This window comes from Ulvibacter litoralis (genome assembly GCF_900102055.1).
Lineage (GTDB): Bacteria > Bacteroidota > Bacteroidia > Flavobacteriales > Flavobacteriaceae > Ulvibacter > Ulvibacter litoralis.
Map to the genome: position 1 here is coordinate 843,096 of NZ_FNBA01000001.1, position 24,142 is coordinate 867,237.

The window sequence follows — 24,142 nt, forward strand, 5'->3', positions numbered from 1 at the left end:
AGAATTTTAAAATTTCAACTTACCTTGACTCGATACTTATAATTTACATTTTATATACCCAATCTGCAGGATTCATTTTAGCATCGTTTCTATAGATGTAAAACTTTAATATTGTCTTTCCTGTGGTTGGATTGTTATAAATGGTTCCTATTTCTTGTTTGGTACTTACCTTGTCGCCTTTTTTAACGGACACTTTGGCCAGATTTCTATAAATCGTTATATAATCCCCATGACGAATATAAATGGCCTGATTTGCCCCTTTTATTTGCTGAACCTGCATGACCTCACCTTTAAAAACAGCTCTTGCTTTTGCATTTGGCTCTGTGGTAATATCGACTCCATTATTATTGGTGGTCACATTTGGAAATTGTGGATGTTGATGTTTTCCAAAATTTTCGGTAACCACTCCTTTTTCAACAGGCCAGATTAATTTTCCTTTGTTACTAGTAAAATTAGCCGCCAGTGCTTTTGCTTCTGGCGTTAACGCAAAGGTTGTCGATTTTGTAGTGGTGGTTGTAGTAGTATTGTTATTGTTTTCACTATTCGATTTTGCAATGGCAGCTCGAATTAAATCTTCAATTTGCTTCTCAATAGCATCCGCTTCTTTCTTCTTCTGTTTAATCTGTGATGCGAATGTTCCTTCGTCTTTCTTCAGGGAAGCCACCAAACGTTCTTGGTCTAATTTCTCTTTTTTCAGTTTTGCCTTTTCAGCTTGATTCTCTTTAATGAGGACTTCTTTTTTCTTTTTCTGAACAATTAAATCGTTGTTCAACTGCTTCAGTAATTCCGCTTTTTCTTTAATACTTTCACCTTGCTTCTTGCGTTGCTTTGCATATTGCTTCATATACTGAAGACGCTTGTACGCTTGTAAAAAGTTTTCCGAAGAGAATAAAAACATAATTCTACTTTGCTCCGATTTACTTTTATACGACTTGGTAATCATTCCTGCATAATCCTCTTTCAACTCCTTCAGCTCTTTTCGCAATTGGTCCATTTTCTGAAGGTTGTCATTAATGGTTCGCGTAAGTAAATTGGCCTGCTGATTGGTGACTTTTATTAAATTTTCACGCGCATTAATGCGTTGTGAAATGTCTTCCACTTGCGTTAAAATCGATTTTGCTTGGCCTCGTGTTTTAAATAATAGCGCATTAATTTGTTTAATCTCACTCAAAATAGCCACACGCCTTTCTTCCAGCTCTTTTTGCTTGTTAGGCTGTGAAAAAGCGATAGAAGTCGTTAAAAGACTAAGGAGTATAAAAAGATAAAGTTGAATCTTTTTCATGAATTATAATTGAATTTCTTCGTATCCATCTGGAATCGTAAACGGAAAACTTAGCGAAACATTGAGGTCAATTTTTTTATAGGTAAGCTGAATTTTTGTTTTCGAATCGTTCTCTGTCGCGTCAATTTCTATTTCTGAAGGATATACGGCTCCTTCAATGGTTTGGTAATCGCTGTAACGCACCGTTAACAAACGCTTTTCATTCGGTTGCGAAAGAGTTTCGTTATTTACTTTGAAATTTTCAGCGTTTAAAACAATTGAATGTATATAATCTTGATGTTGCTTTTTAGGCAATAATTTGAATGTATTTAACAACGCACTTGCATTATATGTTGAAGGTGACAAACTAAAAATGGACTGACCTAACAATATGTTCTGAGCCTTTTCAAAATCGATGTCGGTTCCTAAAACATCACTTAGCAACGCAAAATCGCCATCAAAATAAGTTCCCGTAATGGTTTCGTAATACTTTACTTCGTTGGGTGTAATAAGAACTTTTGCAAGTGTAATTCCTAAAAAAGATGCTTTAATCCAAATTATTTTGTCTTTTTCCATTCGCAAACTAGCCACAATACTCTGTTGCTTTTTCTCGTCTTGATATACTACTTGTACTCTAGAAGCAAGCGTTGTAAACGTAGGCGCTGCATTTTCATGCGATTGGATAATGTCTTTGGCTACTGCAGTTCCTGTGGTAGTACTAGTAGCTTTTTTACTGGTTCCGCAGGCACTTAAAACGGTAATAGCAACTACTAAAATAAGCGATCGTATAGTCATAGAATTAGTTCGTGTCTTTAACTTCTAACGCTTTTTTTGCGTATAAATTGGATTTCTGTGTATCTCCTTTTAACGAATAGGAAACTGAAAGTTGCTCGTAAAAGTCGCGTTCCATTTTTGGGGTGTCTAAGAGGTAGTCAATCCCAGTTTCTAAACTTTCAATAGCAGCATCTGTATTCTGAAGCTTGTTATTAGCCACACCATTTAATAAATAAATAAGTGGCTGTGCTGGGAAAATTTCCAAAGCACTATTGCTTAAAGTTAGTGCCGATTCGAATTTTTTCAAATCAATTTGCAGCAACAAGGTGTTTTTAAGCAAACTATAATTATCGGAGTCTAAAGCGATGCCTTTTTCATAAAGTGTTAATGCTTCGTCTTTACGCCCTTTGGTAACGTAATAGTCACCAAGCTTTTCATACACAGCTCCATTGTCATCGTTGGCAAATGTGGTAACGATGGTGGTAAGTTCGTTTTCGTATTGCGGATTCGCATTTACAAATTGAATAAAATCGCCTAATACTTTATACTTGCTGGGCTTATCAACACTTTCAGAAGTCATTACTTTTTTCATAGAAGCCAAGCCATTTTCAACATCGCCTTCAGTTAAGTAAAATTTATACAATGCCAAATGAGCCAATTCAGATTTCGGATTGTTTTTCAGCAATTCTTTCGCTGTTTCAAAAGCCTTTTGGGTATTTCCCTCTTCGCTGTATAAGTAAATTAAGTTCAGGTAATCTTGTTCTTTTTTAGGATTGGTATCTATTTTAGATTCCAGTTTCGTGATTTGTCCTGCTGTGTTTCCTGTATGGCGATATATCTGCTTGCGCAATGCATCTCGATAATCACTTTCACCTTTACTATCGTCCAAATCGTCCAATACTTCAATGGCTTTATCGTATTGTTTTGTTCTAGAATATAAATTGGCAAGATCTTCCTTATAATCGTCGTCAACAGCGATTAATTTAATCACCAAAGGAATGGCAGCATCGTAGTCTCGTTCTTGGTAATACACATCGTACAACGCCTCTAAAACTTCAACTTTATCCCCTTCGGTAGCTGTAACTTTCTTGAAACTTTCTTCAGCTTCTTTGTATTTTTTTAAAAACGCTTGGTTTTTACCCATTTCAAAATACACAACCGCTTTTGCTTTGGCATCCTCTTTTGCAGCGCGTTCCGCTTTTTCCAAAGCAACTAAAGCCAACTCGTAATTTTCGATTCCTTTTTGTTTTAAAGCTTCAAAAAAACTCTCCTGAAAAGCATCACTTACATCTCCTAAATCATCTGTAGGACCTTCAATTTCTTGTGCCCCTAATTGCTTCGGAAAGAGAAGTATTCCGAAGAAAAACAGGAAGTAATAGGTGTATTTCATTTTCATAAAAGTTGATAATCAAAGCCTTAGACTACGTCTGGAATAACCAATTATTTATTTTAACGATGAATAATCGCCAATACTAATGTTTGTGAAGTTTCCATCAAATGTGGCGTAATTCCCAATCATAGCATTGTCTAAAGTAGCGTTTTTAATTAGAGTGTTGGTTTGTATTATGCTATTTTTAACGGTACTGTTTTCAATAACTGTGCCGTCTCCAATAGAAGCAAATGGTCCTATCTGACTGTTTTTTAAAACCACACCTTCCCCAATAAAACAAGGTTCGATAATATTCGAATTTTCATTGCTAATACTACTCGAGATTAAAGGTTCGTTCGCTTCTGCTAAAAACCCTAACATTCTACGATTGGTTTCAATCGTCACCTCTTTGTTTCCGCAGTCCATCCACTCATCTACGGTTCCAGTTTTAAATATTTTTCCGTCGGCCATCATTCGCTTAATACCATCGTTAATTTGGTATTCACCTCCGTTAATAATATTGTGATCTAGCACATATTGAAGCTCTTTTTTAAGCACGCCAACATCTTTAAAGTAGTAAATCCCAATCACAGCTTGATCGCTTACAAACTCGGTTGGTTTTTCTACCAATTCTGTGATTTCCTCTTTTTCGTTCAGATTTACAACTCCGTACGCTTCTGGATTCTCAACTCGTTTGGTCCAAATAACACTATCGGCATCTTTGTCTAAATTAAAATCTGCTTTAATCAAGGTGTCGGCATACGCAATAACTGCAGGTCCAGAAAGAGACGGTTCGGCACACATAATGGCGTGACCTGTTCCTTTAGGGTCTAACTGACGGTAAATACTTGCTTTGGCTCCTAAATCGGAAGCTAATTGCTCTAAATGCTTAACCACATCGTCCCCAAAAAAGGCTGGATCGCCTAAAATGAACGCGATTTCTTCGATGTCTTCATTTAAAACACGTACAATATCTGCCACCAAACGGTGCACAATAGGTTTTCCTGCAACAGGAATTAGCGGTTTAGGAACGGTTAAACTATGTGGGCGAAGACGTGAACCACGACCTGCCATTGGTACAATTATTTTCATATTACATCACCCGCACAGGCGGATGTCTATTTTAATTAAACTCTATTTTTTGTGGTGTACATTCAAAAAACTTGAATATACGAACCTAATCTCTTTTTGTTGGTAAAGGATTCCTGCTTTCGCAGTAATTTTTACTTTACGCCTGTGCTTCCGAAACCTCCAGCACCGCGTTCGGTTTCTCCAAGCTCTTGTACTTCTTCCCAAACAGCGCGTTCATGTTTTGCGATGACTAATTGCGCAATACGCTCACCGTTTTCGATGGTAAAATCTTCGTTAGAAAGGTTTACTAAAATCACTCCTATTTCGCCTCTATAATCTGCATCAATGGTTCCTGGCGCATTTAATACTGTAATTCCTTTTTTGGCTGCCAATCCGCTACGAGGACGCACTTGTGCTTCGTACCCAATAGGAAGCTCTATAAACAATCCTGTTTTTACAATCGCGCGTTGTAACGGTTTTAATGTGGATGGTTCTGCAACATTGGCACGTAAATCCATTCCAGCAGAATACATCGTTTCGTACGAAGGCGTTGGATGTGCTGAAGTATTAATTATTTTAATAGTCGTTGACATATGTAACTAATTCAGTGAACTGTTAGAACTATTTGTATTTATCTTTTGATAATTCTGAGAATCTCTCTTCTTTCAGAAATATAAATAAGTAACAAAAATACCAATAATAATAGAGTTCCTATTAATAAATTTCCTGGGTATCCATAAAAGCAAATCATAGAAAAACCAATTGAGAGTAGTAAATACCCTACTATTTTCTTAATGTCGTAAGGAACGGGGTAGTATTTTCTTCCGAAGTAATACGACAAAAACATCATGCTTCCATAGGCTGCCAAGGTAGCAATCGCAGAGCCCATATAACTTATATGCTTAATCAATAGAAAATTGACGACCAACGTAACTATGGCTCCAAAAATTGAAATGTACGCTCCAAACTTCGTGCGATCGGTGACTTTATACCAAACGGAAAGATTGTGGTAAATACCCAAACACAGATTTGCTAATAAAATAATAGGAACCACTGGTAACGCTTCCCAATACGCACTGTCTTTAATCAGTAACACTTTAAAAAAGTCGATATACACAATAACAAATAGCAGTATAAAACTTCCTAAAATGGTAAAGTATTTGGTGATTGTTGCATAGGTATTTTTCGCATTTTTATGCTTGGCGTGATTAAAGAAAAAAGGCTCAATACCCAATCTGAAGGCCGTTGCGAAAAGTGTCATAAAAACACCCAGCTTGTAACAGGCTGCATAAATTCCCACTTGCGAGGCCGCTATATCTGGTGGCAAAAGGTACTTCAGTAAAATTTTATCAAATGCCTCGTTGATAGAAAAGGCGATTCCAGCGATTAGCACAGGAAAAGCATATTTTAGCATTTGTTTCCAAATCTCCCTGTCGAATGCAAAACCAATTTTAATGTATAAAGGCATCACGATCAAGAGTGTGATTCCGCTAGCGATTAAGTTTGAAATAAAGACATAAGCTATTTTATTTTCTTCGGAATAAATGGTGCTCCAAAACGAATTTGGTGCATCAGCAACAAGAATTGGAAGCAATAAAAAGAAAAACAAATTGAATCCTAGGTTGATGCAAACATTCAAAATTTTTAGCACTGCATATCGCATTGGACGTTCGTTGGCGCGAAGCCAAACAAAAGGTAAAACAACCAAAGCGTCTAAGGCTAGAATAAGTAAGGCGTAGGTTACATATTCAGTTTTAAATTCTAGTACACTTGAAAGGGACTCCCTAAAAAATAATAAAACCACTACAAAAATAAGCGTCGAAACGGTGAGCGATCGAAGTGCTGTAGACTGTACTATTGCTTTTTTATCGGCGTGTTTGTTTACGAATCTAAAAAAAGCCGTTTCCATTCCGTAGGAAAGTAATACGTTTCCTAAAATGAGGTAACTCATTAAAGTAGCGTAAACTCCGAAGGCCGAAGGGGCTAATTCTAAAGTGTAAAGCGGTACTAAAACAATACTCAACGCACGAGGAAGCACTGTTGCTAGTCCGTAAATAAAAGTTTGCTGAAAGAGTTTTTTAAAAACGCTCAAAGGGATGTGGATTTAGTGCGTAAATGTATTGAAATAAGGAATGTAACGCATTATGTTGAGGCCTTCATTCTTTGAAAGCAACGGCTAATCTCTTGTCGGTTTATTTGAGGAAGGATATGCGATCGCTTCTCTGTTTTCAATGTCACTAATTTTATAATAGTACAAAGCTCCTGAAATAGTATAACTAAGTACAGCTTCTGTATCACTTAATTGAAACGGAAATGCCGCTGGAGGTGTGTTTTGCGCTTCTTTAACAGGATTGCTGTCCATGATTACCCTTTCGTTGTTTTTCCCTTTAAAATAGCCTGTAATTTGCAAAGGAACGTTGGGTTTTGTTTTGGTGTCTTCTATTTTGTTTCTGAAAAATAATTGCTTCATTTCAACATCTTCATTGATAGAACTAAAGGTAACAAAAAGGTTGGTTCCAGAACCTCCTCCTTGAACGCCAGCTACCCAATCTTGTGCGTAAACTTCAGAAATAATAAAGGGTGGATTTTTTTCAAACACAATGGCTGTATTAGTTGTTGAACTTCCGCAGTTAGAAACACTCAATACTAAAAAAGCGAGTGCACAAATACTTACTATAAATTTTAATTGCTTCATACGTCTAAAATTACGATTTTAATTTGAATGAATAAAGGTCAAAAAAAAACCTTCAGAAATATCTGAAGGTTTTTTTTATAAATTGAAAGCTATTACCCTGCCAATGCCTCTGCACCACCAACAATCTCAAGGATTTCGTTCGTAATAGATGCTTGACGTGCTTTGTTATACTGTAATTTAAGTGCATCACGTAATTCGGTAGCGTTATCGGTTGCTTTGTGCATGGCTGTCATACGAGCACCGTGTTCACTTGCTACAGAATCGCGAAGGGCTTTAAATAATTGTGTTTTTAAACTCTTCGGAATTAAACCTTCTACGATTTCTAATTTTGAAGGTTCGAAGATATAATCTGGTGTTGCTGTAACTTCTGTTGCTTTTGGCGGAAGAATTGGTAAAAATTGTTCCGTTATTACAATTTGAGTTGCTGCATTTTTAAAGTTGTTATACACCAAGATAATCTTATCGTAGGTTCCTTTAGCGTACAGATCCATTAACTTTTCAGCAATTTCAGCAGTAGCATTAAAAGACAGCTCATCAAAAATAGCATTGTTATTTTCAATAACGTTTCCAGTCTTTTTAAGAATATCGTTTCCTTTTTTCCCTAGCGTTAAAAAATCTACTTGTTTTCCTGCATATGCTTCTTCAAGTAACACTTTTGAAGCTTTTACAATATTACTATTGAAAGCTCCTGCAAGTCCACGATTAGATGTGATAGAGACTACTAGTACTTTGTTTACCTCACGTTGTTCTGAGTATTTACTTCCCGTATCACTATCTAAGGTTGCACTTAAATTCTGTAATAACTCGGAAAGCTTTTCAGAGTAAGGACGCATTGCTGTAATAGCGTCTTGGGCTTTTTTCAATTTTGCAGCCGATACCATTTTCATGGCAGAGGTAATCTGCATCGTTGATCCAACCGATGATATTCTATTTCTAATTTCCTTAAGATTCGCCATTCTTCTTTGTTATGGTCATTCCGCATTAATTGCGGAATCATTATAATTGAACCTCTAATTTTGAGTTTGCACATCCTGCAAATACAGGATGTGCAAACTCTGTACTATTTTTTATATTTAGCAGATAAGTCTGCAGCAACAGTAGTAATTACATCAATCGTTTCGTCAGTAAGTTTCCCTGCTTTCAACGTGTCTAATGTACCTCTGTGCTTTGCATTCATCATCTCTAAGAAATCTCTTTCAAATTCTTTTACTTTCGCAACAGGAACGTCACGTAATAAGTTTTTAGAACCTGCATAGATAATTGCAACTTGATCTTCTACTGTAAAAGGATCATTTTGAGCTTGCTTTAAGATCTCAACGTTACGTTTTCCTTTTTCAATTACATTTAAAGTAGCTGCATCTAAGTCAGAACCAAACTTTGCAAACGCTTCTAATTCACGGAAGGCTGCTTGATCTAATTTTAACGTACCAGATACTTTTTTCATGGATTTAATCTGTGCGTTACCCCCAACACGAGATACCGAGATACCTACGTTAATTGCTGGACGAACCCCAGAGTTAAATAAATCTCCATCTAAGAAGATTTGACCATCTGTAATCGAAATTACGTTGGTTGGAATATATGCAGAAACGTCACCTGCTTGTGTTTCAATAATAGGTAATGCTGTTAATGAACCACCTCCTTTTACAATAGGACGTAAACTTTCTGGAAGATCGTTCATTTCTGCAGCGATTTTATCATCTGCAATCACTTTTGCTGCACGCTCTAATAATCTTGAGTGTAAGAAGAATACATCTCCAGGATACGCTTCACGTCCCGGTGGGCGACGTAATAATAAAGATACCTCACGGTATGCAACTGCTTGCTTTGATAAATCATCAAATACAATTAATGCAGGACGACCTGTATCTCTAAAGTACTCACCAATTGCTGCACCAGCGAATGGAGCATATACTTGCATTGGTGCTGGATCTGATGCATTTGCTGCTACGATTGTAGTATATGCAAGTGCTCCTTTTTCTTCTAATGTTTTTGCAATTAATGCAACTGTTGAAGCCTTTTGACCCACAGCAACATAAATACAATATACTGGCTCGCCAGCATCGTAAAATTCTTTTTGATTTAGGATGGTATCAATACAAACAGCCGTTTTTCCTGTTTGACGGTCACCAATTACCAACTCACGTTGTCCTCTACCTACAGGAATCATTGCATCAATAGATTTGATACCTGTTTGTAATGGTTCTGTTACTGGTTGACGATAGATAACCCCTGGTGCTTTACGCTCCAATGGCATTTCGAAAGTTTCGCCAGTGATGGGTCCTTTACCATCAATTGGAAGTCCAAGTGTGTTTACTACACGACCAACAATTCCTTCACCTACATTAAGTGAAGCAATACGCTGTGTACGTTTTGCTGTAGCTCCCTCTTTAATTCCTTTTGAAGGTCCTAACAATACTACCCCAACATTATCTTCCTCAAGGTTAAGTACAATTCCTTCCAAACCACCTTCGAATTCTACTAATTCTCCGTATTGTGCATTTGCAAGTCCATATACGCGGGCAATACCATCACCTACGGTTAATACAGTTCCTACTTCGTCTAATGAAGCTGTTGCTTCGAAACCCGAAAGTTGTTGCTTTAAAATTGCTGAAACTTCAGCTGGTTTAACTTCTGCCATTTTTATAATGATTTACTAAATTCTCTTTTAATTTTTCCAAGTTTGTTTGCAATACTCGCATCGTATTGAAGATCGCCTACGCGAAGGATAAATCCTCCTAATATGCTTTCGTCAATTGTGTTGTGGATAGTTACTTGGCTACTTCCAGTAAGTTGTTTCACTTTTGCAAGAACTTCAGTTTCTAATTCAGAAGACAATGCTACGGCGGTTGTAACGTTTGCTACTTTTACACCTTGTGATTCGTTGTATAAACTGATATAACTTTCAGCAACACCACCTAACAAGTTAATACGTTTGTTAGTTGTTAGGATTTGAATTAATCCTTTGGTTACTTCAGAGTTGTTTTCAAATATTTTTACAAGTGCTTCTTTTTTGTCTTCTGCTTTTACAACAGGACTTTTAAGCACTGAACGCAATTCTTTGCTGCCTTCAATAGTGGCATAAACCGATTGCATATCGTCAAACACAACGTTTGCAATATTACCTTGGTTGGCCTGCTCTAAAACTGCTTTTGCATATCGTATGGCTGCTCTGCTGCTCATTGTGGGCTTAGTTTAAAGTTGCGTCGTTTAATAAGTCTTTTACCAATTTCAATTGCTTATCGCTGTTAGACAATTCGTCTTTAACAACTTTAGTGGCAATCTCTAAAGATAGGCTAGCTACTTGATCTTTCAATTCAGCAACAGCTGCTTTCTTTTCACTTTCAATAGCTATTTGTGCGTTAGCGATAATTTTGTTTGCTTCCGCTTGTGCTTCTTCTTTAGCATCAGAAACCATTTTGGATTTGATTTCACGAGCTTCCTTCATCATAGACTCACGCTCTGCACGTGCTTCTTGCAACAATTTTTCATTATCAGACTGCAAATTAAGCATTTCTAATTTTGCTTTTTCTGCTGAGTCAAGTGCTCCTTTAATACCGTCTTCACGAGTTTCGATTGCTTCTAAAATTGGCTTCCAAGCAAATTTTCTTAGTAATATTACTAATAAAATAAAGATAAGAAGCATCCAGAAAAAGAGGCCAAATGAAAATTCGTTTATTAATTTATCCATGATATACTTTTTAAAATCTGTTTAATTTAACAACAGTTATAACCAACCGTTATAACTGTTGTTAGTAGTTTTAAGCTGCAAATAAAGCAGCAAATCCAATACCTTCAATAAGTGCAGCTGCAATAAGCATAGCTGTTTGGATTTTTCCTGAAGCTTCTGGTTGACGTGCAATTGCGTCCATTGCTGAACCACCAATTTTACCAATACCTAATCCGGCACCAATAACGATTAAACCTGCTCCTACAATACTTGGAATAGTCATAATATATATATTAAAAAATTAAACATTCAATTTATTAATGAGCGTCGTGATGTTCTTCCACGGCTGCCCCAAAATACAATGCAGATAACATCGTAAAGATGTATGCCTGCAATGCAGCAACTAATAATTCTAGTAATGACAATGCAAATGCCAATAAAAATGACAGTGAACTACCTAACCAGTTTTCAAAAATAAACATAAGACCAATAATACTCATCAATACAATGTGTCCTGCAGTAATGTTTGCATACAGACGAATCATTAATGAAAATGGCTTAATAATAGTACCTAATAATTCAATTGGCGCAAGAATAATTTTCATTGGCCATGGCACTCCTGGCATCCAAAAAACGTGTTTCCAGTAATTCTTATTTGCTGTAAACGTCGTTAATAAATACGTAATTAATGCTAATCCTAAAGTAACAGCAATGTTGTTGGTTACGTTAATTCCTAAAGGTGTTAAACCAAGTAAGTTTATAATCCACACAAAGAAAAATACCGTTAACAAATACGGCATGTATCTTTTGTATTTCTTTTCTCCAATATTTGGAATTGCAATATCGTTTCTTATGTATAGAATTATCGGTTCTAGTGCACGTCCAAAACCTTTAGGCATTGGTCCTTTCTTGTAATGTTTTGCCATGTTGCTAAACATTAAAAAGATTAAGAGACTTACAACAAGAATTGTAAATACGTTTTTAGTGATAGAAAAGTCTGCGTGTATTCTTCCTTCAGGGTGGTGATCTTCATCATAAGTAAGTTCACCCGCTGCATTTGTCTTGTAAAGTTTTCCGTGGTATGATTTGTAGTAATTACCATCTACCTCAGCAACTCCTTTATCGTGCTTTAATTTTGAAGAAGAAAAAACTTTTAAGCCATCATCATAAATAATAACAGGCAAAGGAAACCCTATATATTGATGTTCGCCATTTTCATCATCATGAGAGTACAGATTAAAGTCGTAAGAATCTAATAAGTGATGTGAAATATATTCTTTAATTTCGGTCTTAAGGTCCTTAGAACCTTCGCCTTCAGTTGTAACTTCTGCCGTCATGTTAAATGATACAACAAATAAAAAAACTGATAGTAATCTTGTAAGTGTTTTTTTCTGCATTTCGGAACAGATTTATAGCGTCCTTAAAATCGGTGCAAAAATACAGTTCTTTTCTATAATGAGAAAACAATTTTATTTCTTTTTTTCTTCGGAATCTATGTCGGAATAGCTCTGATTATTAAGCAGTTTAGAAAGATAGGCAACCTCAAGGGTCAAACAGACCGCGTAGGGTATGAAAAAGGCAGCAAATTCGGCACCTGCCATCACACCATCTTCTTTATACGAAGGATAGAAAAAGAGGAAGAAAATTAAAAACTTTAATCCACTGCCTGCCATGAAAATAAAGCCAGATTGTGAACTTTTTTTCTTCAGATTGACTTTTACAATGATTAAAACGACTACAGCTAGCAGATAATTGAGAAAATACGAGAGTACTATTTTATGCTCAAAAAGTGGTTTTTCTAGACTTTTCAGAATTAAAACATGAATTCCGAAAACAAGAAGTAATGTACCTAACAGCAGTAGTAAAAAAAGAATACTCTTTCTATTCATTCCTATTTCGAATTGAGTCGATTGGTTTGATTTACTACCAAATAAAGAGAAACGGCAACTCCTATTAATGTACAAACCACAGTAAAAAGTTTTCCGCCTGTGTAGGTTAAATCGAGCCATTTGCCCAATTGAACAAACGCGTAGATAACAACTCCCATTTCAATGGCAATAGCTGAAAGAATAGCCCAACGCTTGACTCCGTTTTTGCCTTTGTTACTCATAGAAGTCAGTTTATTTGCTATTTATATGGTAGCTTTTCTATTTCTGTTTGATCTGTCGAAGTGATTTTGCGACTTGTTTTTGTCATTATTAGATGGAGAAGCAGTATTGTTTGATTTAGAATCGGAAGACTTAGATCCCTTCATAGCACAAGAAGCATTAAACGTTGCTCCTGGCTCAACGGCCAATTTCCCTACAATTACTTCACCTTCAATTTTAGCGGTAGATTTAAGACTTAATGTTCCTGAAACATCTAACCTTCCTTCAAATGTACCTTCAATATCAGCATTTTCACAAGTAAGCGTTCCTTTAATAACTCCAGACTTTCCTAAAACAACCTTAGAAGGCGTTGTTACATTTCCTTCTATATGACCATCAATCCTAAAAAACCCTTTTGAATGAATATCTCCATTGATATTGGTTCCTTCATTAATCCTGTTCTGTCCAGTTCCAGGTTCAACAGTTTGTTTTACTTTTTTGTCTGAAAACATAGTCACTTATTTTTTGGGAGTTAGTCTTATTACAATTACGCCTTTGTATTTAAATACGCATCAAGGTTTTTATGAATCTGAATTGTTTTATAGTTAGGCGTAGAAATTTCAAAATGCTCTTTTAAAATCTTATAATCTTTGTGGTCTTTTAACTGTTCTCCAAAACCACGAGCGCCAAGCTTGGTGTTGAGTCCGTGAACAACTACAAATACTACTCCTGGTGTATAAAAATCTAAAGAAACGTCCATGTTAGTATACTTGTAAAATGCAATTGCTTTCTCTAACTTCTTCTCTAAATCGGTCGCTGCTTGTTGCTCATCGGCTCTAAATTGGTAAACTAATTTAAAACTACTACTCTCTTCATCGTTTACAAAAGCTGTATCTGCTAATTTCGGCAATACATTGGTATATATATCCTGTGCTTGTTTTCCTTCGTCATCATTTGGATAGGTTAACGAAATAAAGTTCAATGCCTTTTTGTAAGCTTCAAAACCTTGTTGTCTTCCTATCGCAGTAGCTTTTAGTAATTCTAATTTTGGAACGATGTCATTTCCGTTATAAATAGTTATGTATTCGTCTGCTTTGTCTATTACCTGTTGGTAACGTGACGCTTCAAAATCTTTGTACAATGCCTTGTATTTAAACTCCGGACTAGATTCATCGGTTGCCAATGAAGAGTTCGGATTCCGAAGAATTTCAGCATAACGAGAATCGCTATGATTGTTTAATACGTCATTTTTATATTGAGTTGCTAAAGCGTTGTTTTCTAAGATTTCGTAAATCTTATACAAATTGTACTTAGAAGGAAGTACCAAACGCTCTTCAGGCTGATATCCTAATAAGGTTTCTAAGCGATTTGCCGCCAAGTTGTATTCTTTAAACTTCTCCTTATATATAAGCCCTAATTGGTAGTATGCAAAGTTTCGGTCTTTTACAATACTATCTATCACAACTTTTTCCTTCGGAATACGTGACAAATATGATTCTACATTATAGATTTCATTTTTAGAAATTGGATTCTCTGTGGCCACAACGATATCATCAATGTTCTCCAATGAACTTTGCTTGCTTGAACGTCTCCAGTTATCTTCTAACTTACGTTCTCCCCAAATTTTACGAAACTCTTGTTTTCCGTACGATACTGTTGAAGCTGTGTAGAAATAAAACTTGCCACCTGGCTTCGTTGTTCCTGTTTCTTTCTTGTTATAAAATTCTTGGTTAGCAATACCTTCAGCAGTTTCAGCATTTGCAATCGAATCTTTTATCGCTTGCGCTTTTAATTTTTCTGTATATTCAGTAAAAAAGGTACGTTGCTCTGTTTCACTCATATTCGCAATACGAATAATACTATCGTTCGTTGTTGCAATATCTTCGTACTTAATAACATCGTCTAAGTTTTCACGCTTCTTTTTAATACGACGCCATGGACGAGATTTCTCTTCTAAGTTTGTCAACGTACTATCGTAATAAGCTCCTGCTATTTTGTACTCGGCATGGTCAAAATTGATTTCAGCAAGTGTTTGGTAGTTTTTAGATTGTAGAACGCGATCTTCTTTGTACGATTGTATTGACTTATTGTAATACGTTACCGCTGTGTCAATACTTTTATTAACTCTGTAGTACTCTCCTATTTGATGGTAAATTTTATCTAAAAATGGACGGTTCTCTCTGTCTTCCTCTAAGTCTTGAAGCAATTCTAAAAATGCAACACGGTCTTCTTTATCATAATCGAAGTTCTTTGCTTTTTCTATGTATGCATTAATCATATACACACGAGGAGACTTACGATTTAAGTCGATAACCTCATCAAATGCCATGTTAGCACTGTCTTTTAGGCCTAGCTGATTGTATAACTGCCCTTTAATATATAGGTAACGTCCTTTAAGCTCTTTGTCTCTGCTATTTGAAGCCGCCATTTTCATGTAGGGCAACGCTTCTGCAATAGAATCTAAATTAATATACGCCTGCGCCATCATTGCTGCGGCATCTCCTACAACGTCTTCCTCTAACGCTTCTTCTTTAAACATTTTCTGAAGACTCTCTAACGCACCTTCTTCATTACTTAATCGAATGTTTGTTTTTGCCTTCCAAACCTTCGCGTTGTTAATATTATTACTTGTAGGATACTTGTCTAAAATGAAATTGAATGCATCTAAAGCTGGAATAAATCGAGAATCGTAATAACGAGATTTTCCTAATAGCATATACGCCTCGTCTATTTGTGGGTTGTATTCTTTCCCGTCAATATACATTGCGTGTTTCTGAATGGCCTTTACGGCTTTCTCTTCTGCCTTATTAAAATTAGCATCTTTCGATTGTCCCGGAAGTGCGTTTTCTTCATTTAACTCGATACGCTCCACAGGGAGAATTTCCCAGAAGTTGTCACGGTAGGTCAACGATAATGTTTCTTTTCCTTGGTCATACGCGACACCACCATTGTACAAGGCATTATACTCTGCCGAAACAGCATGAGCATTCCTATTTAAAAAGGTGTTTTTTTTGCGTGAACAAGCAGCTAAAACGATGACTGCCAGTAGAAATATTGTGATTTTATAGATGCTCTTCAAAATTGTTTCAATTTATATGTTATAGTAACTTAAAAGCTTTGCTTTTAGTATATAAACCGCCATTAGAACGGTAAAAATACATTTCTTTTTAATAACACACTTGCTAATGCTCTAAAATTTGAATGGGATTGCGCCTCATATTCCCTAAAAAATATATTTTTGGTTGTACTTTTGCAAAAAAATAACGCTTTGAATACTTTTTATACCCTTACTGTTTCAGAAGTAAAAAGAGAAACTCCTAATGCCGTTTCTATTACACTTCAAATTCCAAATGACTTAAAAGAGAAATTTTCTTTTAAAGCTGGTCAGTACATCACGATGAAACACCAAGCTAACGGAACCGAAATACGTAGGGCGTATTCTATTTGTAGCGCACCCAACAGCGGTGTTCTTAAAGTGGGTGTGAAAAAAGTAGAAAACGGTCTTTTTTCAACCTTTGCTAATAATGATCTTAAGGCTGGAGATACGCTCGAAGTACTTCCTCCAGCGGGTAAGTTTACCGTTAGTCCAGAGCTTGGTACCGTTAAAAATTATGCTGCGTTTGTAGCAGGAAGCGGAATTACACCGGTACTTTCAATCGTTCAAACAGTATTGGAAGAAGCGCCAAACAGTACTTTTCTATTGGTCTACGGAAACCAATCGCCTTCCGAAACCATGTTTTTTTCTAATATTAAAAAATTGCAAGAAGATTATCCAAATCGCCTTTCAGTACAATATGTTTTTAGTCGAGAGGATGCTGAAAATGCACACTTCGGAAGAATTGACAGATCGGTTGTGAATTTAATGCTGAGAAATAAGTATAAAGACACCCAATTTGATGATTTCTACCTCTGCGGACCGGAAACCATGATTGATGAAGTTTCTTCTACCTTGAAAGAAAATCACGTCAATACCAAACAAATTCACTTCGAACTTTTCACTACTTCTGAAGGTGATTTACTTGTAGAAGCGCACGACGGAAACACCAAAGTAACCGTCACACTAGACGATGAAACTGAAACGTTTACAATGCCACAAAACAAATCAGTTTTGGAAGCAGCCTTAGAAAATAAACTAGACGCTCCTTTTTCATGTCAAGGCGGAATTTGCAGTACATGTATTGCACGTGTTATAGAAGGAAAAGCAGAAATGCGTAAAAACCAAATTTTAACCGACGGCGAAATTGCCGAAGGTTTAATTTTAACCTGTCAAGCGCATCCTACAACGCCAACGTTAGTAATAGACTACGACGACGTTTAATCTGAGTCTTTTTTAAAACGTTATTTATCTGAAATTTTGAGTGTTATAAGGGGCAATTCCTTTACAATTAATCTTGAGGTATAAATCACGCTCTTCGCTTATACTCTAAAAATTTCGTAAAGGGATTCGTGTCTTTATTTTTACTTGCATGAAGCAAACTGCTAATAATCAATACCCCCGCAGCAGCAAAAGCAACATACGCTATCGTATTTTCAACATCTTGATTTGCCACACCAATCGCAATTAAAGCCCAAGCACCCACCAAAGCAAATTCACGCATATTACGTGTCCAAGTAACCAGAAGGTTAATGAGCGTTGCAACGACAATCATAAGAAGTGTCCATGTAATGGCAGAAACACCAAAACCATCCCAGTTTATTTTAACTAAATACGCGGCTACGTTGGCAATACTAGCTACAGTTACCCAACCACTATACACAACAAAGGGCCACCATAAAAATAAAATTACAGAAAATGGGGCGTCCCATAACTCCATGCGGTTGTTCCATACAATTTTGAGAAGGGACGCCAATTGAATAAAAATAATGATACACGACAGCCCTGTGTACCCGTAAATCCAACTGATAACCCAAAAGCTATTTGCAATACAGGACAAAATAAACCATCCACCTATTTGCAACACGAAATCATCATCGCGTACTTTTACAAAAAGGCTTCTTCCTTGATAAATTCCGAACGCTAAAAGCAGAAGATATATAATTCCCCAAATTGAAAATGCGTAGCCTGCTGGTGTGAATAGTGTTTGGAATCCTCCCGAAACCTCGCCAATCGTAGTGCCGTTCATCAAACCCGTGTTGGATAGGTAATTCATAATTATCGTTGCGATTAAAGCAACTCCATTTCCTATTTGCAGTGTCTTCTTCATATTTATGCGTTCTTCAAATTAAGGACGTGCTACTTTTTTTTACATTTGATTGTTTTTGAAAGCGTAGCGATATCCCAACATTTATTAACGAAAACAAGTTAAAGAATTAAGCGAAACTAACGAACAGTGAACATCCTAAAATAATCATAACTTTTTTATACTGAACCAAATGAACACAGACACATTACTAACATTTTTTGAAAGAGACCTGAACAAGTTAATTACTGAACTAGAGAGTTATAAAAATGAAAAGAACATTTGGCGCGTAGAAAAAAGCATCTCTAATTCGGCAGGGAATTTAACGCTACATCTCATTGGAAACTTGCACACCTTCATTGGAAAGGAAATTGGAAAAACAAACTATATTCGGAATAGAGAACTCGAATTTACTCAGAAAAATGTGCCACGAAACGAATTGATAGATCGTATAAATAACACCATTACTATGGTTAAGGAGTCTCTCAATTCTATTACAAACGAAGATTTAAAAAAAGAGTATCCTGTTATGAAGTTTTCTAAAATAGAAACAACGGAATATTTATTAGTCCACTTGGCGATTCATTTAACGTATCATCTTGGACAAATAAATTACCATAGACGGCTACTAGACGAATAAATTTTCAAGCATATTATCGTAATTTAAACCACAGCAAGTAGCTTCGTTACAATAGCTTCCGTAGAAATAGATGCAATTGCTTTTTCGTAACCTTCAGGAAACTTATTTCCATAAATAGACGTAGGCACTAACGGAAACTGTTCTCTATTGGCACATAATTGATGCTCCATGGGCTGATTAAATGGAACAAAGCCAGCATAGGGATGCGTTACACCCCAAAGTGTGATTGTTGGCACGCCGAACATCGCTGCCAAATGCCCGTTCCCACTGTCCATCGCCAACATTGCATCTAAATTAGAAAGCAACGCCAGTTCTTCTTCAAAAGAAAGCGTTCCTGCCACCGAACTTACATTTTCAAACGGTTTTGCAAGTGCTTTTAAAGTGGCCACTTCTTTCTTTCCGCCGCCAAACAGGAAAATTCGATATTTATTTAAAGTGTTTAATTTGGCAATCACTTCGTGCATCTGTTCTAATGGATACATTTTACTTTCAAAAGCTGCGAAAGGAGCAATTCCTATCAGCTTTTTAGGTTCTACTCCAATAAGCGCATTCAGTTTCGGAATTAGTCTTTTTTGCTGCGGAAAAACATGTGTATCCAACGCAATTGGAAGTCCGAGAGCTGTAAACACATCAGCATAGCGTTGGTGGGTGGTTTTTAACGGATGAAACAGTTTGTTTTCAGCGCGTGTTAAGGCTTTTTTCTCAGTGCGCCCTTTATCAATGGTACTTGTCGGAATGCCTTTAAAAGAAAGCGCTTTCGTAAGGATCTTAGACCGAATCACATTGTGCAAATCGGCAACGGCATCGACACCAATTTTTTTGGCTTCTTTAGATAATTTCAGTAACCCAAGTCCTTTGTGCTTTCCGTAGACATCTGCTTCCAGAAAGGTAAGGTTCGGAATTCCGTCGAACAAGGGTTTAAAAAACGCTCTCGAAACAACGGTGAGTTTAACTTCTGGATAGGTTTGAGCCACCACACGTAACACCGGAATGGTCATCGCTACGTCGCCAAGGGCAGAAAGCCGAATGACCAGTATATGTGTGGGTTTTTTCATACTAGAAGAAACTAAGTGCAACTAAAAAAAAGCTTCAGAAAAATCTATTTTTCGCCGCGTAGCACTGGATTTAACTCGTCGTCGTTGTACATTTTCATTTGCTTGTACACCTTCATGTATTTTCTACCTTCAGAAATATCTGCCAACAATTGGTCAATCGCAGTACTTAAATCAACACGTTGTTCTAGTAAAATATCCAATTTTGTCTGACACGCATTTCGGTGTGCTTCCGAAGCATTTTCGCGTGTTGCTTCTTCGTGCATATGATATACTTTCAACGCCAAAATAGACAATCGATCTACGCCCCAAGCAGGACTTTCAGTATTAATCGTAGCGTTTTCATTTGCTTTTGCATCCTTGTATTTTTCAAGAAAATAACTATCAATATACTCTACCATATCGGTACGATCTTGATTGGAAGCATCAATTTTACGTTTTAAGGTAAGTGCTGCTACCGGATCAATATTAGGATCGCGAATAATGTCTTCGTAATGCCATTGTACCGTATCAATCCAACATTTTCGGTATAACAAATGCTCCAATAATTGACTGTCTTTATCGTACGGATTTGTAAACGATTGATCTACAGTGTTAATAATGTGATACGTATCAATCACTTCGGCAAAAATTTTATTGGCTGTGGTACTGAACATTGTTTTTAGTATTTGTTATGTTTCAAAAAGATACAAAGGTATCATATTTTGCGATAGTACGAACTATCTGAGAGGTGTCTAACAAGTGAGTGATATAAAGTTTTCAGAAGGCGTACGTTATTTTTCACAATCATGTAAACCCCATTGGTCTAAACTTCTTAAAATAGTCTCCAAAGACCTCCCTCTGTCACTTAATTTATATTCTACTTTAGGAGGGACTACTGGGTACACTTTTCTAGAAAGAAGCCCGTCTTTTTCTAACTCTCTTACGGTTTGCGTAAACATTTTATTAGAAATTCCTGGAATTTTCTTTTGGAGCATTCCAGAACGCAATTCGCCATCCAATAAATGAAATAAAATCAAAGGTTTCCATTTTGTTCCAATAAGATTCATGGCATAATGTAAAGGACAATGTATTTCTTTTTTCAAAATAATAGCTTTTAACTAATTGATTTTCTTATTTTTACTCGTTTAGGTAACTATACTACTTTTTAGTAAGTTATTGCCTATAGTGCAAATATAAATTAAATTTGCAGTCTTAAATTACAACGCATGACAAATCATAAAAATTATCCGAAATCATTTTCACATATTGGAATTACAGTTCCAGACATCAACAAAGCCATAACATTCTATTCGGAAGTAATGGGTTGGTATGTCATAATGGAACCTTCTACTGTGAAAAAAGAAAAGGAAACCGCTATTGGTAAAATGTGTATTGATGTTTTTGGTGATGACTGGGAAGAATTTGAAATAGCGCATTTAGCAACCTCTGACGGAATTGGAATCGAACTTTTCTCATTTCCTAATGGAGTAAAAGAAGCTCCCGAATTTAATCCTTTCAACACAGGATTGTTTCATTTTTGCGTGCAAGACCCAAATATTGAAGAACTCATTGATAAAATTTTGGCGTACGGCGGAAAGCAAAGAATGCCAATTAGAGAATACTATCCAAACGACAAGCCTTTTAAAATGTGTTATGTTGAAGATCCCTTCGGAATTGTTTTTGAAATCTACACACATAGTTATGAACTAACCTATTCCTCTGGGGCCTATGCGAAATAACAAGTTTTAGTAGTAGTTCGTCTGAAGGTTCTGTTTCTGAAGGTTGCTTATTTTCACGTAACTTTCCGAAGAAATAGCCTCATTTATTTTAAGAAAAACACCAAAACAGGAAGCAATACGGCAAGCCATAAAAGCACTTCTTTAAACCAGAATTCTTTCGTGTTTTCTAGATAATTTGTGATGATTATTGCCAACGGACTAATAATTAAAAACACCTCAGCACCTGTTTTTTCAGGACTTGCCAACGCCATTACCATACAAACTACTAAGGTTAATACGATTAGTGCTGCGTTGGGACGTTCTTTTTTTTGCATACGTGCAATTTTGAAAAAGAACCACAATCCGGTCCAAACCAAGAAAGTGAGCAACACTGCTACAGGAATTAACAATTGCGGCTGATTATAAGCGCTAAAGTCGAGACTTATGGTCGGTTTCCATGTAAAAAACCACGCAAACGAATCAGTAGTGATAAAATAATACACGGTTCCGAGAGTAAATAAGGCACAAAAACCCACAAAAGGAATGAGTACTTCCTTATAATTATCGCCTGGTTTGCGAAATAAGCCTACAAAAAGCACAATGAAAAACAACAAGCTCCAAAAGTAGAAAAACGAAGCAAGGGTAATCCAAAGTGAGGCGTCTAGTATTTTCTTTTCAGAATTTTTATCACTTCGGAAACTTAATATTCTCCGAAACGAAAGCAGGATAAAAATAGAAGCTACCAGCAGTTTTCCTTCTGAAAATACCGTCGGCAAGGCTAGTAAAAACAGGGTAAAAAAGAGAATTCCGTAGGTATTATTTTTTGTTAAATGATTCTTCCGAATGATAAAATCTAACAACAACATTGCAAAAACGGCAATCAATCCTAACCCAATTCTTTTACCAATAATAGGGGCTGTTAAAACCATTTCCGTTTCAGAAAAAAAGACAATAAAATAGCTGGCAAAAATTAAAATACCGAGAATTAGGTAATTTATAGGATTAGATTTGCTAAAAAAGCTTGTAAGCATTGCGGTTAATTTATACTTTTGCGTTGTAAATATAAAAATATGAGTTGGAAAGCAGTTTTTGAAAGCGTACAATCTTTGACCGAAGATGTATTATTAACTCCATACAATGCATTACGCACTATGGAATTGGATAATTGGTGGATGGCTAATTTCGTATCTTGGATTTTAATGGCAATTGGATTTGTTGCCTTTATCTACTGGATGGGCGAATTGAAAAAATACGACGATAACGATGAAGAGGACAAAACGTCTACTTCTCACTCCTTTTTAGGAAAATAAAAATATTAAAAAAGCCTTTTAACAAGGCCTTTTTAACACCTTACAAATCGAAACCGATATCGGTTCTATAATACATCCTGTCAAAAGATAGTTTTTCTATGTTTTTATAGGATTTTTTTAGTGCCTTTTTGTAATCAACATCCAGCGACGTCACTGCAATAACACGTCCGCCGTTTGTGACAACTTTCCCTTCTTTTTCAGTCGTTCCTGCGTGAAAAACAATCGAATCTTCGATCGTTTCGATTCCTTTAATCTCTTTTCCTTTTTCGTAGGCTTCTGGATAACCTCCCGATACAAGCATCACTGTTGTTGCTGCGCGAGGGTCTAACTTTAATGAAACTTCATTTAATTTCTGAAGTGATGTTGCTTCAAATAATTCGACCAAGTCACTTTCAATTCTAGGTAATACCACTTCTGTTTCTGGATCGCCCATACGCACATTGTATTCAATAACCAACGGTTCGTCCCCCACTTTTATCAATCCGATAAACACAAACCCTTTGTAATCGATATTTTCTTTTTGAAGTCCGTTAACCGTAGGTTTTACAATCCGTTCTTCTATTTTCTGCATCAATACCTCATCTGCAAATGGAACTGGAGAAATCGCTCCCATTCCGCCGGTATTTAAACCTTTATCGCCTTCACCAATACGCTTGTAATCTTTCGCTGTGGGAAGTACTTTGTAATTTTTTCCGTCCGTAAGCACAAACACACTCAGTTCAATTCCGTCCAAAAACTCTTCAATCACCACCTTCGAACTCGCTACACCAAACTTGCTGTGCGACAACATATTTTCTAATTCCTGTTGTGCTTCCGCAAGATCATTCAGAATTAAAACTCCTTTTCCTGCTGCCAAACCATCTGCCTTTAATACATACGGTGGTTTTAAAGTTTCGAGAAATTGCTTTCCTTCTGCTAAGGTTTCGTCTGTAAAACTTTGATACGCTGCGGTCGGAATTTTATGGGCAACCATAAACTCTTTGGCACGTTCTTTACTTCCTTCTAAAGCAGCTCCTTCTTTCGACGGACCAATAAGATGTACATTTTTTAAGGCTTCGGAAGCTTTAAAGTAATCGGCAATTCCTAGAACTAAAGGATCTTCAGGACCTACGACTACCATTTCAATTTTGTTTGAAACTACAAATGCTTCGATTGCTGGAAAATCGGTTACAGAAAGTGCTACGTTCGTTGCAATTGTGGCAGTTCCTGCGTTTCCTGGTGCTACAAATAAAGCATCACAACGCTTACTTTGAGCTATTTTATATGCAAATGTATGTTCGCGGCCACCGGATCCTAAAATTAAAATGTTCATTGAGGTACGTTTTGTTTGAAG

27 protein-coding genes are annotated in these 24,142 nt (G+C 36.4%); 4 read left to right on the forward strand and 23 right to left on the reverse strand.

Annotated elements, in window-relative coordinates; all coding sequences use genetic code 11:
• Positions 1-43: 43 nt before the first annotated feature.
• The 17 genes from BLQ00_RS03880 to porW all read right to left on the reverse strand — a co-directional run bounded on the left by BLQ00_RS03880 (position 44) and on the right by porW (position 16,006).
• Positions 44-1,282 (reverse strand): murein hydrolase activator EnvC family protein, encoded by a 1,239-nt coding sequence (locus BLQ00_RS03880; protein ID WP_093140743.1) that lies wholly within the window; start codon positions 1,280-1,282, stop codon positions 44-46.
• Between the two features lie 3 nt (positions 1,283-1,285).
• A complete protein-coding gene (gene lolB1 / locus BLQ00_RS03885) occupies positions 1,286-2,056 on the reverse strand; it encodes a lipoprotein insertase outer membrane protein LolB1 (RefSeq protein WP_093140746.1) in 771 nt (256 codons plus the stop codon).
• A 4-nt stretch (positions 2,057-2,060) separates the two neighbouring features.
• Positions 2,061-3,425, reverse strand: coding sequence for a tetratricopeptide repeat protein (locus tag BLQ00_RS03890; protein WP_175445407.1), 1,365 nt, complete (start codon positions 3,423-3,425; stop codon positions 2,061-2,063).
• Positions 3,426-3,479: 54 nt separating this feature from the next.
• Positions 3,480-4,496, reverse strand: a complete 1,017-nt coding sequence (locus BLQ00_RS03895) for a sugar phosphate nucleotidyltransferase (protein ID WP_093140751.1) — start codon at positions 4,494-4,496, stop codon at positions 3,480-3,482.
• Between the two features lie 131 nt (positions 4,497-4,627).
• Entirely contained in the window at positions 4,628-5,068 is a 441-nt protein-coding gene (gene dut / locus BLQ00_RS03900) for a dUTP diphosphatase (RefSeq protein WP_093140753.1), read from the reverse strand.
• A gap of 38 nt (positions 5,069-5,106) precedes the next feature.
• A complete protein-coding gene (locus BLQ00_RS03905; protein WP_093140756.1) occupies positions 5,107-6,567 on the reverse strand; it encodes a lipopolysaccharide biosynthesis protein in 1,461 nt (486 codons plus the stop codon).
• A gap of 84 nt (positions 6,568-6,651) precedes the next feature.
• Entirely contained in the window at positions 6,652-7,170 is a 519-nt protein-coding gene (locus BLQ00_RS03910) for a hypothetical protein (RefSeq protein WP_093140759.1), read from the reverse strand.
• Between the two features lie 92 nt (positions 7,171-7,262).
• Positions 7,263-8,126, reverse strand: a complete 864-nt coding sequence (gene atpG / locus BLQ00_RS03915; protein ID WP_093140761.1) for an ATP synthase F1 subunit gamma — start codon at positions 8,124-8,126, stop codon at positions 7,263-7,265.
• 104 nt (positions 8,127-8,230) lie between these two features.
• The gene (gene atpA, locus BLQ00_RS03920; RefSeq protein ID WP_093140764.1) at positions 8,231-9,811 is read right to left on the reverse strand and encodes a F0F1 ATP synthase subunit alpha; all 1,581 of its coding nucleotides are present in this window, start codon (positions 9,809-9,811) and stop codon (positions 8,231-8,233) included.
• Positions 9,812-9,813: 2 nt separating this feature from the next.
• On the reverse strand, positions 9,814-10,353 hold the full coding sequence (atpH, locus tag BLQ00_RS03925; protein WP_093140766.1) for an ATP synthase F1 subunit delta: 540 nt from the start codon (positions 10,351-10,353) through the stop codon (positions 9,814-9,816).
• Positions 10,354-10,360: 7 nt separating this feature from the next.
• The gene (locus tag BLQ00_RS03930) at positions 10,361-10,861 is read right to left on the reverse strand and encodes a F0F1 ATP synthase subunit B (protein WP_093140769.1); all 501 of its coding nucleotides are present in this window, start codon (positions 10,859-10,861) and stop codon (positions 10,361-10,363) included.
• Between the two features lie 70 nt (positions 10,862-10,931).
• The gene (gene atpE, locus BLQ00_RS03935; protein ID WP_175445408.1) at positions 10,932-11,123 is read right to left on the reverse strand and encodes an ATP synthase F0 subunit C; all 192 of its coding nucleotides are present in this window, start codon (positions 11,121-11,123) and stop codon (positions 10,932-10,934) included.
• 34 nt (positions 11,124-11,157) lie between these two features.
• Positions 11,158-12,237, reverse strand: a complete 1,080-nt coding sequence (gene atpB / locus BLQ00_RS03940) for a F0F1 ATP synthase subunit A (protein WP_093140774.1) — start codon at positions 12,235-12,237, stop codon at positions 11,158-11,160.
• Positions 12,238-12,309: 72 nt separating this feature from the next.
• Positions 12,310-12,729, reverse strand: a complete 420-nt coding sequence (locus BLQ00_RS03945; protein WP_093140777.1) for a DUF6168 family protein — start codon at positions 12,727-12,729, stop codon at positions 12,310-12,312.
• 2 nt (positions 12,730-12,731) lie between these two features.
• The gene (locus BLQ00_RS03950; protein WP_093140779.1) at positions 12,732-12,950 is read right to left on the reverse strand and encodes an AtpZ/AtpI family protein; all 219 of its coding nucleotides are present in this window, start codon (positions 12,948-12,950) and stop codon (positions 12,732-12,734) included.
• A gap of 21 nt (positions 12,951-12,971) precedes the next feature.
• The gene (locus BLQ00_RS03955; RefSeq protein WP_093140782.1) at positions 12,972-13,439 is read right to left on the reverse strand and encodes a bactofilin family protein; all 468 of its coding nucleotides are present in this window, start codon (positions 13,437-13,439) and stop codon (positions 12,972-12,974) included.
• Between the two features lie 35 nt (positions 13,440-13,474).
• The gene (gene porW, locus BLQ00_RS03960) at positions 13,475-16,006 is read right to left on the reverse strand and encodes a type IX secretion system periplasmic lipoprotein PorW/SprE (protein WP_093140784.1); all 2,532 of its coding nucleotides are present in this window, start codon (positions 16,004-16,006) and stop codon (positions 13,475-13,477) included.
• A gap of 189 nt (positions 16,007-16,195) precedes the next feature.
• Between porW and BLQ00_RS03965 the strand changes: the two genes are divergently transcribed.
• A complete protein-coding gene (locus BLQ00_RS03965) occupies positions 16,196-17,245 on the forward strand; it encodes a 2Fe-2S iron-sulfur cluster-binding protein (protein ID WP_093141908.1) in 1,050 nt (349 codons plus the stop codon).
• 85 nt (positions 17,246-17,330) lie between these two features.
• On the opposite strand, the gene BLQ00_RS03970 is transcribed toward BLQ00_RS03965, so the two are convergent.
• Positions 17,331-18,131, reverse strand: coding sequence for a hypothetical protein (locus BLQ00_RS03970; protein WP_093140787.1), 801 nt, complete (start codon positions 18,129-18,131; stop codon positions 17,331-17,333).
• A gap of 169 nt (positions 18,132-18,300) precedes the next feature.
• Here BLQ00_RS03970 and BLQ00_RS03975 point away from each other — a divergent pair, with 169 nt between their 5' ends.
• The gene (locus BLQ00_RS03975; RefSeq protein ID WP_093140789.1) at positions 18,301-18,747 is read left to right on the forward strand and encodes a DinB family protein; all 447 of its coding nucleotides are present in this window, start codon (positions 18,301-18,303) and stop codon (positions 18,745-18,747) included.
• A 23-nt stretch (positions 18,748-18,770) separates the two neighbouring features.
• Here BLQ00_RS03975 and BLQ00_RS03980 read toward each other — a convergent pair whose 3' ends face one another.
• The 3 genes from BLQ00_RS03980 to BLQ00_RS03990 all read right to left on the reverse strand — a co-directional run bounded on the left by BLQ00_RS03980 (position 18,771) and on the right by BLQ00_RS03990 (position 20,848).
• Positions 18,771-19,802, reverse strand: a complete 1,032-nt coding sequence (locus tag BLQ00_RS03980; protein WP_093140792.1) for a glycosyltransferase family 9 protein — start codon at positions 19,800-19,802, stop codon at positions 18,771-18,773.
• Positions 19,803-19,846: 44 nt separating this feature from the next.
• Positions 19,847-20,455: a DUF4254 domain-containing protein gene (locus BLQ00_RS03985; protein WP_093140796.1), complete on the reverse strand. Its 609-nt coding sequence runs from the start codon at positions 20,453-20,455 to the stop codon at positions 19,847-19,849.
• A gap of 117 nt (positions 20,456-20,572) precedes the next feature.
• Positions 20,573-20,848, reverse strand: coding sequence for a winged helix-turn-helix transcriptional regulator (locus BLQ00_RS03990; RefSeq protein ID WP_093140799.1), 276 nt, complete (start codon positions 20,846-20,848; stop codon positions 20,573-20,575).
• A gap of 159 nt (positions 20,849-21,007) precedes the next feature.
• Between BLQ00_RS03990 and BLQ00_RS03995 the strand changes: the two genes are divergently transcribed.
• The gene (locus BLQ00_RS03995) at positions 21,008-21,520 is read left to right on the forward strand and encodes a VOC family protein (RefSeq protein ID WP_093140801.1); all 513 of its coding nucleotides are present in this window, start codon (positions 21,008-21,010) and stop codon (positions 21,518-21,520) included.
• A gap of 83 nt (positions 21,521-21,603) precedes the next feature.
• On the opposite strand, the gene BLQ00_RS04000 is transcribed toward BLQ00_RS03995, so the two are convergent.
• Entirely contained in the window at positions 21,604-22,530 is a 927-nt protein-coding gene (locus BLQ00_RS04000; protein ID WP_093140804.1) for a DUF6427 family protein, read from the reverse strand.
• 39 nt (positions 22,531-22,569) lie between these two features.
• Here BLQ00_RS04000 and BLQ00_RS04005 point away from each other — a divergent pair, with 39 nt between their 5' ends.
• Positions 22,570-22,809 (forward strand): DUF6341 family protein, encoded by a 240-nt coding sequence (locus BLQ00_RS04005; protein WP_093140806.1) that lies wholly within the window; start codon positions 22,570-22,572, stop codon positions 22,807-22,809.
• Between the two features lie 40 nt (positions 22,810-22,849).
• Here the strand turns inward: BLQ00_RS04005 and purD are convergent, their stop codons facing one another.
• A complete protein-coding gene (gene purD / locus BLQ00_RS04010; protein ID WP_093140809.1) occupies positions 22,850-24,121 on the reverse strand; it encodes a phosphoribosylamine--glycine ligase in 1,272 nt (423 codons plus the stop codon).
• Between the last annotated feature and the right edge of the window lie 21 nt (positions 24,122-24,142).